Origin of the sequence: Pseudomonas sp. HMSC067G02 (assembly GCF_001813485.1) — a bacterium.
Taxonomy (GTDB): Bacteria; Pseudomonadota; Gammaproteobacteria; order Pseudomonadales; family Pseudomonadaceae; genus Pseudomonas; species Pseudomonas aeruginosa.
In genome coordinates, this window is sequence record NZ_KV812703.1 from 21,004 (window position 1) to 29,808 (window position 8,805).

Sequence of the window (8,805 nt, forward strand, 5' to 3'; positions counted from 1 at the left end):
ACTTCAGCGTCCATTCGCCCGCGTAGCCAAGCATGACCGAGCCTCTCCCTTCTTCGTCCCTGGGCCCCGCCCTGCGTCGCTGGCGCCTGCTGCACCGGGTCAAGCAAACGCATGCCGCCGAATTGCTCGGCGTGGCGCAATCGACCATCTCGCGCTGGGAGTCCGGTACCCAGGCGCTGCTGGTGGAGGAACGGGCCCGCCTGGAGCGTCTGCTCGGCGCCCGCCTGGAAGCCGCCGCCGACCAGGCACTGGCCCGCCTGGTCGAGGCCAACCCGCAACCCGTGCACCTGATCTGCGACCTCACCCATCGCCTGTTGGCCTGTTCGCCGGCACGCGCCGCGCAATTCGGCGTGCCTCTCGGCGAACTGCTCGACCGTTCGCTGTGGCCCTATTGCAGCGAGGAAATCCTCCGCCAGGAAGCCACCCTCGAGGAACTCGGCTGGCGCGAACTGCTGGCACCGCCGGCGCTGGAGTTCGCCAGCGGAGCGAACGCCTCGGCCATCGTGCCGATCCGGCGCAGCCGTTGCCGCTGGACCCGCATGACCCTCTCGGACGGACGCGCGGTGCGCCTGGTGGAAACCCTCTGAACGTCGCCACGGATATTTTATCCATGGACCTTCAGCACCGCCGCGCCTAGGCTTGCAGGCTCGTTTCACCGGTAGCGGAGCCCGCGCCATGTCCCTCGAACTGCTGAGCAACCGCCTCGAATTCCTCCGCGAAGCCGAACGCCTGAAAGACGTCCTGCGCTCCGCGCACACCTCCTCCGGCCGCCCGGAAAGCACCGCCGAACATAGCTGGCGGCTTTGCCTGATGGCACTGGCCTTCGAGGACCAACTGGCCGGCCTGGACCTCGGCAAGGTTCTGCGCATGTGCGTGGTCCACGACCTCGGCGAAGCGATCCACGGCGACATCCCCGCCGTCGAGCAAGCGGCGCACCCGGACAAGGGCGAACAGGAACGCGCCGACCTGTTGCAGCTGACCCGTCATCTGGACACGCCACTGCGCGATCGCCTGCTCGCCCTGTGGGACGAATACGAGCGCGGCGAGACCGCCGAAGCCCTGGCAGTGAAAGCGCTGGACAAGCTGGAAACCCTGCTCCAGCACACCCAGGGCGATAATCCGGCGGACTTCGACTATGCCTTCAACCTCGACTACGGCCGTCGCTATACCGACCGCGCACCGCTGTTCAAGACCCTGCGCGAGCTACTCGACGCCAGGACCCGACAGCGCCTCGCAGCTCGGCGCGACGCCTAGCGTGCGCCCACCCGGGCAGCGTTACCAGCGCCACCGCCTACGTAGCTCGCCATGGCTACAGGGAAGCGGCTGGCACGTTTCCCACCGACCGGGGCCTGTCCTGCACGCCTCAGTAAAGGCGCGCCTTGATCAGCGGCCGCAGCAGGTAGTTGAGCACGCTGCGCTTGCCGCTGAGGATGTCCACCTCGGCGACCATCCCCGGAATGATCGGCAATACCTCCTCGCCGCGCTTCAGTTGGCTGCCATCGGTCTTGATCAGCACCTGGTAGTAGGACTCCTTGCCATGCGGGGTGTCCTCCTCGATGGTGTCGGCGCTGATCTGCTCCAGGGTGCCCTTGAGGTCGCCGTAGATGGTGTAGTCGTAGGCGGTGATCTTCACCTTGGCCGGCATGCCGGGAACGAGGAAGGCCACGTCGCGCGGCTTGATCTTCGCCTCCACCAGCAGGCGCTCCTCTACCGGGATCACTTCCATGATCGGCTCGCCGGGCTGGATCACCCCGCCGCGGGTGTTGATCAGCACGGTGTTCACCCGCCCGCGCACCGGCGACAGGATCTCGGTGCGGCGCAACTGGTCCTGGCGCTGCTGGACGATCGGTTCCAGGGCGCTGAGATCGGCCTTGCGCTGGGCGCGCTCGGTATAGGCATCCTGGAAATAGGTGCTTTTCAGCTCGGTCAGCTTGCCGCTGAGGGTGGCGATGTCCTGGCTCAGCTTGAGCGCCTCCATCTGGCTCACCGCACGCTTGGCCACCAGCGGGCGAACCAGGTCGAGCTGGCTCTGCGCCAGGTGGATCTGCCGCTGGATCGCCTGGGTGCCCTCCACCAGTTTGTCGCGGCGCGACTTGAACAGCTCGCGTTCGGAACGCGCCAGCGGCCCCTCGGGATCGACGTCCGGCGGGAACTCGATGCTCTTCTTGCCGAGCACCTCGGCGTCGAGCCGGGCAATGGCCGCGCGCAGCACGCTGGCCTGGTTCGCCGACTCCTGGAAGTTGGTGAGGAAGCGCGTCTCGTCGAGGCGCACCAGCGGCTGGCCGACTTCCACCAGGTCGCCCTCCTTCACCAGCAGGCGGTCGAGGATGCCGCCCTCCAGGCTCTGGATCTTCTGGATGCGGCTGAACGGCACGACCCGACCGTCGCCGCGGGTCACCTCGTCCAGTTGCGCCCAGGCCGCCCAGCCGATGAACAGCAGCACGCAACCGAGCAGGGTCCAGAGGAGCGGCCGGTAGACCGGGTGGGTAGCCGCCAGCAACGGGTCGGCCAGCTGCCGGCGCAGGGCGGCGGCGTCGCGGTCAGAGTCCATGGTTGCCTCCTTCGGCGGCCTGCGGTGCCTGTACCTGGTTGCCCTGCACCACCTGCTCCAGCGGGCCGTCCATGATCACCCTGCCCTGGCGCAGGACCACCGCACGCTCGACCAGGGCGAGCATGCTTTTCTTGTGGGTGGTGATGACCAGGGTGCGCTTGCCCAACCATTGCTGCAGGTAGTCGATGACCTGTTTCTCGCTGCCCTGGTCGAAGGCCGCGGTCGGCTCGTCGAGCAGCAGGATCGGAGGGTCCTGTAGCAGCACCCGGGCCAGCCCGACGGCCTGGCGCTGGCCGCCGGACAGGCTGGCGTTGCCCTGGATCGGCATGTCCAGCCCCAGCGGGTGGCCGCGGACGAAAGCGCCCAGGCCGACCCCGTCGAGGGTCTCCAGCAGTTCCTCGTCGCCCAGCGCGGCGTTCTCCAGGTTGAGGTTGTCGCGCAGGCTGCCATGGAACAGCGCCACGTCCTGCGGCAGGTAGCCGATACCGCGCTGGCGGTCGGCCGGGTCGATCTGGGTCAGGCTGACGTCGTCCAGCAGCAGGCGTCCCGCCTGCGCGTCGAGCAGGCCGCTGAGCAGGCGCAACAGGGTCGACTTGCCGGCGCCGTTGCCGCCGAGCAGCGCCACCCGCTCGCCGGCGCGGATGTTCAGGGCCTGCACGTCGACCACCGGCGGGCTGTCGCCGTGGGCCAGGCGCACGCCCTCCAGGCGGTAATGTCCCTGCAGGCGCTCCTTGTGCACGAAGCGCTTGCCCTGGGGGCGCTCCTGCTCGGCGCTCATCAGTTGGTCGAGGCCTTCCATCGCCACCTTGGTGTGCTGCCAGCGACCGAGGATGCCGGCCGCCTGCGACAGCGGTGCGATGGCCCGCGAGGCGAGGATTGAGCAGGCCACCAGGCCGCCGACGGTCATCGCGCCCTCGCTGATCCGATAGACGCCGAAGACCACCACGCCGACGTAGCAGAGCTGCTGGACGATGCTCGCCGAGTAGCTCAGGGTCGAGGCCAGGGTATGGGTTTTCATCGCCGTGCCGGCCAGTTCGCCGGTCAGGGTTTCCCACTGGTGCAGGCAGCGGCCTTCGGCGCGGGTCGCCTTGACCGTCTCCAGGTGTTCGAAGGCTTCCAGCAGCACGCCGTTCTTCATCGCCCCTTCGCGCAGGTTCTGCCGCGACAGGTGGCCGAGCAGGCGCTGGGTCAGCAGCCCCGGCAGGATCATCAGCACGCAGGCCACCAGCGGCACCCAGACCACATGGCCGCCGATCACGGCGATGATCAGCAGGAAGATCGCCACGAACGGCAGGTCGCTGATCAGCGCCGCGCTGGACGAGGTGAAGAACTCGCGCACCGACTCGAACTCCCGCACCTGGGTACTGAAGGCGCCCATCGACGCCGGCTTGGCGGCGACCCGGGTGCTCAGCACGCGGGAGAACAGCAGGGTCGAGAGTTGCAGGTCGAGGCGCTTGCCGAGCACGTTGAGCAGGTGGCCGCGCATGATCCGCAGGACCCCGTCGAGGACGATCGCCAGGGCCACGCCGCTGGCGAGGATCCACAGGGTGTCGAACGCCGCGTTGGGCACCACGCGGTCGTAGACCTGCATGGCGAACAGTGCCGAGGCGACCGCCAGGACGTTGGCCACCAGCGCCGCGGCGGTGACCTCGGCGTAGGAACGCCAGAGCTGCTTGAGCGGGCCGAAGAACCAGTGCTCGGGCAAGGCGCTGGCGTAGTCGCCGACCCGCCCGTCCGGCCGGTAGCGACACTTGGCGAAGATCGCCGTGCCACTGTACAGCGCTTCCAGCTCGGCCAGCGGCATCCTCTGGCTTCCGCCGTCGCTCTGCGGCACCAGCACCTCGGCGTGCTCGCCGTCGTTGCCCACCAGCACCAGGGCGCGGCCGTCGTCGAGCAGCAGCAGGGCCGGCAGCAGGTAGCGGTCGATCCGGCGCAACGGCTGGCGGGTGACCTGGGCGGTGATGTCGGCGCGGCGCAACGCGCGGGCCACCAGGTGCAACGGCAGGCGACCGTGCTCCAGCGGCATGCCGTCCACCAGTTCGGCGTCGCCGAGTGGCCGGCCGAGCTGCCGGCAGAGCAGCAGCAGGCCCTGGCGCAACGGGTCGACGATGGGGTCGTGGTTGAGGATCACGACGTTATCCGGGGTTTTCTCAGCTTCCATGATTCAGCCGGTTCTCCAATAGCGGACCCAACAGGCCGACTTGCGCGGCCGCCCGATACTCGATGCGCTTGCGTTCGATCCGCAGGTTGATCAGTTGCCGCTCTGCCTCGAACCGCTCGCGCTGCACGTTGAGCAGGTCGATCACGTCGCGCCGGCCAACCTCGAACTGTTCGCGATACAACTCGCCGACCTGCTCCGACTCGGTCACCTGCTGGGTCAGCGACTGTTCCCGCCAGCGCAGCGTGTCGCCGTTGTCGAAGAGGTTCTGCAGTTGCCGACGGATGTCGCGCTGCATCGCGTCGGCGCTCCATTTCGCCGATTCCAGGCGCTGCTGCGCGGCGGTCGGCCGGCGGAAGTTGGAAAGCCCCTGGAAGGTGTCCATGCGGAAGCGCAGGGATACCACCGAGTCGCTTTCCGGATGCCCGCCGATCTCCCGGCGCAGCGCGCTGGCCTCCAGGTTCAGTTGCGGCAGCAGCGACGCCTTGGCCTCGCGGACCTCGGCCTCGGCGACATTGGCGTCCTCCAGGGCCTTGCGCTGCAAAGGCGATTCGCGGATCACCCGCGCCATATCGCTGGCCGCCAGGTAGCGTTGCAGCGACATCGGCTCGGGCTCCACCAGGTCGGCGGGCTCCTGGCCGACCAGGATCGCGTACTGGTTGCGCGCGTCCTGCAGGTTGCCCTTCTCCAGCGACAACTGCTCCTGGGCCCGCGACAGTTCCAGATTGGCGCGATCCAGCTCGCTGCGGTCGGCGTAGCCGTCGCCGCCGCGCGCCTGGGTCATCTCGCGGATGCCGTCGAGGCGCTGGATGTGTTCGCGCACCACCTCCACCCGGCGCTCCGAGGCGAGCACGTCGAGGTAGGTCTCGACGATATCCAGCGCCGCGTCGTCGCGCGCCACCAGCACCGCCTCGGACAGCTTGCGCTGGGTCGCGCTGGCGCTGTCGACCTTGCTCGTCACCCGCCCCCAGTCGTACAGCATCTGCGACGCGGTGAGATCGTAGACGATCTCGCCGAAGTCGAACTCCTGCGGCCCTCCGGACATCGTCACGGAGGGGTAGTACCCCCCTTTGGCCATCTCCACCTCGGTGCCTGCGCGGTCCGCTTCGGCCATCGCGGATCGTACTTCCGGGTGGATCGCCAGCCCTGCCCTGACCGCCTGGTCGAGGGGCATGGCCGACGCGAACATCGGCAGGCCCAGGGAAAGGAGCCAGATGGCTCCCTTCCCATGCCGCCGTCCCTTGCGCGCGTACTGCCTGCGCCCGCGCATCAGACCACGACCTGTACCGTGTTGTCCTCGATCAGCAGGGTGGTACTGCCGAAGGTGTAGACGTCGTAGGTAATGCCGTTGATCAGTTGCGTGGTACCGGTATTCACCGCACCCACCACGTTCAGGGTGTCGTTGTTCTCGCCGGTGATCTGCAACGTGTTGTTGGCATCGGTGATGGCATCCACCTCCGCCGCGGTCAGGGTCAGCACGCTACCCGAATCGCCCTTGCCGAGGTCGATGCGCTCGAGGTTGCTGAGCGTGCCGACGCCGACGGCGTTGTAGTCGAGGTCGATGCCGTTGGCCAGGACCAGGGTGTCGAACCCGGCGCCGCCATCGATGCTGACGAAATCGGTCGCGGTGATCTGGATGGTGTCGTTGCCGTTGCCGGCCACCACGTGATCGCCGGTGCCCACGTTGAAGATCAGGTCGCTGCCGTCGCCGCCGTTGATGTGCTCCGAACTGCCGTTGGCGCCGGACAGCACGTCGTCGCCGGAAGTACCGTTGACATCGATCTGGCCGATATTGAGCGACAGTCCGTTGGGGGTCAGGGTGATCCCGTAGGCGGCGCTGTCGTTGCCATTGGAGTCGGTGGACACCAGGTTGAACGAGATCTGCGAGCCGAGGTTGAGGATGTCGGTGATGTTCAGCCCCAACTGGGTGAGGATGGTCGGGCTCAGCAGGTTCAGCGAGAAGTTTCCGGACGAATCCGCCTGGATCGGCAGCAATTCGACGTTCAACGCCGGGGTGATGACCCGGATCACCACGCTGGAGTCAGGCTCGGTGGTTCCGCTGAAACCGAAACGCGGGTTCAGCGGGTTGAGGCTGACGTCGAGGCCGAAGTTGCCGATGGTCACCGGTTGCTCGATGCTGGTGCCGACGCCGATGCTCGCCGTGTTGCTCGGGTTGCCGGCCGGATCGCGTCCGACCACCGACACCTGGGCATTGAGCAACTGGTCCCAACTGAAGTCGATGTCCAGGTCGGTGAGCAGGTTCAGCGACGCCAGCCCGCTGTTGTCGGCGGTCACCGTGGCGGTGGCGGTCACCCCGCCGACGTCGACGGTGACCGTCAACTCGGTCCCTGGCTCCGCCGAGATGGTCAGGATGTTGCCGACCAGGGACAGCACCGGGGTCGCCGGCGGAATGGTGTCGATGGTGAACGGCACCGGGGTCGACGCGGTGCCGCCGTTGATGTCGGCGGTGACGGTCGAGGCGCCCTCCGGGAACGGGCCCATGCCGCCGGGAGGCGTCAGGGTCAGGGTCAGGTTGCCGGCGGCGATGTCGCCGGCGGTGAGGGTATGGCTGACCTCGGCCTCGTAGCCGTTCTGCCCGGCGAACTTGACCGTGACCACCTGGCCGACCTGCATGGTCGGACGGACCGTCACATCGACCTGGATGCCGTCGCCGATCTCCGCGGCGTTGATCCAGGTATCGGCGGCTTCCGGCACGCTGATGGTCGGCGGCGCCAGGTCCGGCGCGTTGATGGTGGCCGGCCCGCTGACGTTGCCGGCGGCGTCCACGGCAACCCCGGCGATCAGTTCGCCGGTGATCAGCGGCGGCGCGAACGGCAGGCTGAAGTTGCCGGCGCCGTCGACGGTGACCGTGATCGGGTTGGCGGTGTCGCCGTTGACCACGATACGCACCTGGCTGTTCGGCTCGGCGGTGCCGGTCAGCAGCGCGCCGTCGGCGCTGATGCTCAGCAGCGGAGCGGACGGCGCCACCGAGTCCACCGTGGTGCTGGCCGGACCGCTGGCGTTGCCCGCGGCGTCCTCGGCGACGGCGTTGATCACCGTACCGTTGGCCAGCGGCGTGCCGGGGGTGAAGGTCCAGTTGCCACTGCCGTCGGCGGTGGTCTCGCCGATCGGGTTGCCGTTGCCATCGGTGAGGATCACCTTGGCGCCGACCTCGGCGGTCCCGGTGATCACGCTGCCGTTGCTGGCATTGATCACCGGCGTGGCCGGAGCCACCGTGTCCACCGTGGTGCTGGCCGGGCCGCTGGTATTGCCGGCCGGGTCCTGGGCCACGGCGTTGACCACCGTGCCGTTGGCCAGCGGCGTGCCCGGCGTGAAGCTCCAGTTGCCGCTGCCGTCGGCAAGGGTCTGGCCGATCGGGTTGCCATTGCCATCGGTGAGGATCACCCGGACGCCGGGTTCGGCGGTGCCGCTGAGTTCGACACCATTGCTCGGGTCGATCACCGGGGTGGCCGGGGCCACAGCGTCCACCGTGGTGCTGACCGGACCGCTGGTGTTGCCGGCGGCGTCCTGGGCCACCGCATTGACCACCGAGCCGTTGGCCAGCGGTGTGCCCGGGGTGAAGCTCCAGTTGCCGCTGCCATCGGCAGTGGCCTGGCCGATCGGGTTGCCGCCGCCGTCGGTGAGGATCACCGTGGCGCCGGCTTCCGCGGTACCGGCGATCACGCTGCCGTTGCTCGGGTTGACCACCGGGGTGGCCGGGGCCACCGCGTCCACCGTGGTGCTGGCCGGACCGCTGGTGTTGCCGGCCGGGTCCTGGGCCACGGCGTTGATCACCGTGCCGTTGGCCAGTGGCGTGCCCGGGGTGAACGTCCAGTTGCCGCTGCCGTCGGCGGTGGCCTGGCCGATCGGGTTGCCGCCGCCATCGGTGAGGATCACCGTCGCACCGGCTTCCGCGGTACCGGCGATCACGCTGCCGTTGCTCGGGTCGATCACCGGCGCGGCCGGCGCCACCGAGTCCACCGTGGTGCTGGCCGGGCCGCTGGTGTTGCCGGCAGCGTCCTGGGCCACCGCATTGACAACCGTGCCATTGGACAGCGGCGTGCCGGGCGTGAAGCTCCAGTTGCCGCTGCCATCG

The 8,805-nt window shown here is 68.5% G+C and carries 6 protein-coding genes; 2 read left to right on the forward strand and 4 right to left on the reverse strand.

The window, feature by feature from the left end; genetic code table 11:
• The first annotated feature begins 32 nt into the window (after positions 1–32).
• Both HMPREF2914_RS22665 and HMPREF2914_RS22670 read left to right on the forward strand, forming a co-directional pair.
• Positions 33–587 carry a helix-turn-helix domain-containing protein gene (locus tag HMPREF2914_RS22665; RefSeq protein ID WP_003088112.1) on the forward strand — a complete coding sequence of 185 codons (555 nt, stop codon included), beginning with the start codon at positions 33–35 and terminating at the stop codon, positions 585–587.
• A gap of 88 nt (positions 588–675) precedes the next feature.
• On the forward strand, positions 676–1,254 hold the full coding sequence (locus tag HMPREF2914_RS22670; protein WP_003110488.1) for an HD domain-containing protein: 579 nt from the start codon (positions 676–678) through the stop codon (positions 1,252–1,254).
• Positions 1,255–1,363: 109 nt separating this feature from the next.
• Here HMPREF2914_RS22670 and HMPREF2914_RS22675 read toward each other — a convergent pair whose 3' ends face one another.
• The 4 genes from HMPREF2914_RS22675 to HMPREF2914_RS22690 all read right to left on the reverse strand — a co-directional run.
• Positions 1,364–2,551: a beta-barrel domain-containing protein gene (locus HMPREF2914_RS22675; RefSeq protein ID WP_003102741.1), complete on the reverse strand. Its 1,188-nt coding sequence runs from the start codon at positions 2,549–2,551 to the stop codon at positions 1,364–1,366.
• Positions 2,541–4,712: a type I secretion system permease/ATPase gene (locus tag HMPREF2914_RS22680; protein ID WP_003110490.1), complete on the reverse strand. Its 2,172-nt coding sequence runs from the start codon at positions 4,710–4,712 to the stop codon at positions 2,541–2,543. The genes HMPREF2914_RS22675 and HMPREF2914_RS22680 overlap by 11 nt, the downstream gene beginning before the upstream one ends.
• Positions 4,702–5,979: a TolC family protein gene (locus HMPREF2914_RS22685; protein ID WP_003088104.1), complete on the reverse strand. Its 1,278-nt coding sequence runs from the start codon at positions 5,977–5,979 to the stop codon at positions 4,702–4,704. The genes HMPREF2914_RS22680 and HMPREF2914_RS22685 overlap by 11 nt, the downstream gene beginning before the upstream one ends.
• A partial coding sequence (locus HMPREF2914_RS22690) for an Ig-like domain-containing protein (protein WP_256562280.1) occupies positions 5,979–8,805 on the reverse strand: 2,827 nt, incomplete at its 5' end. The genes HMPREF2914_RS22685 and HMPREF2914_RS22690, both read right to left, overlap by 1 nt.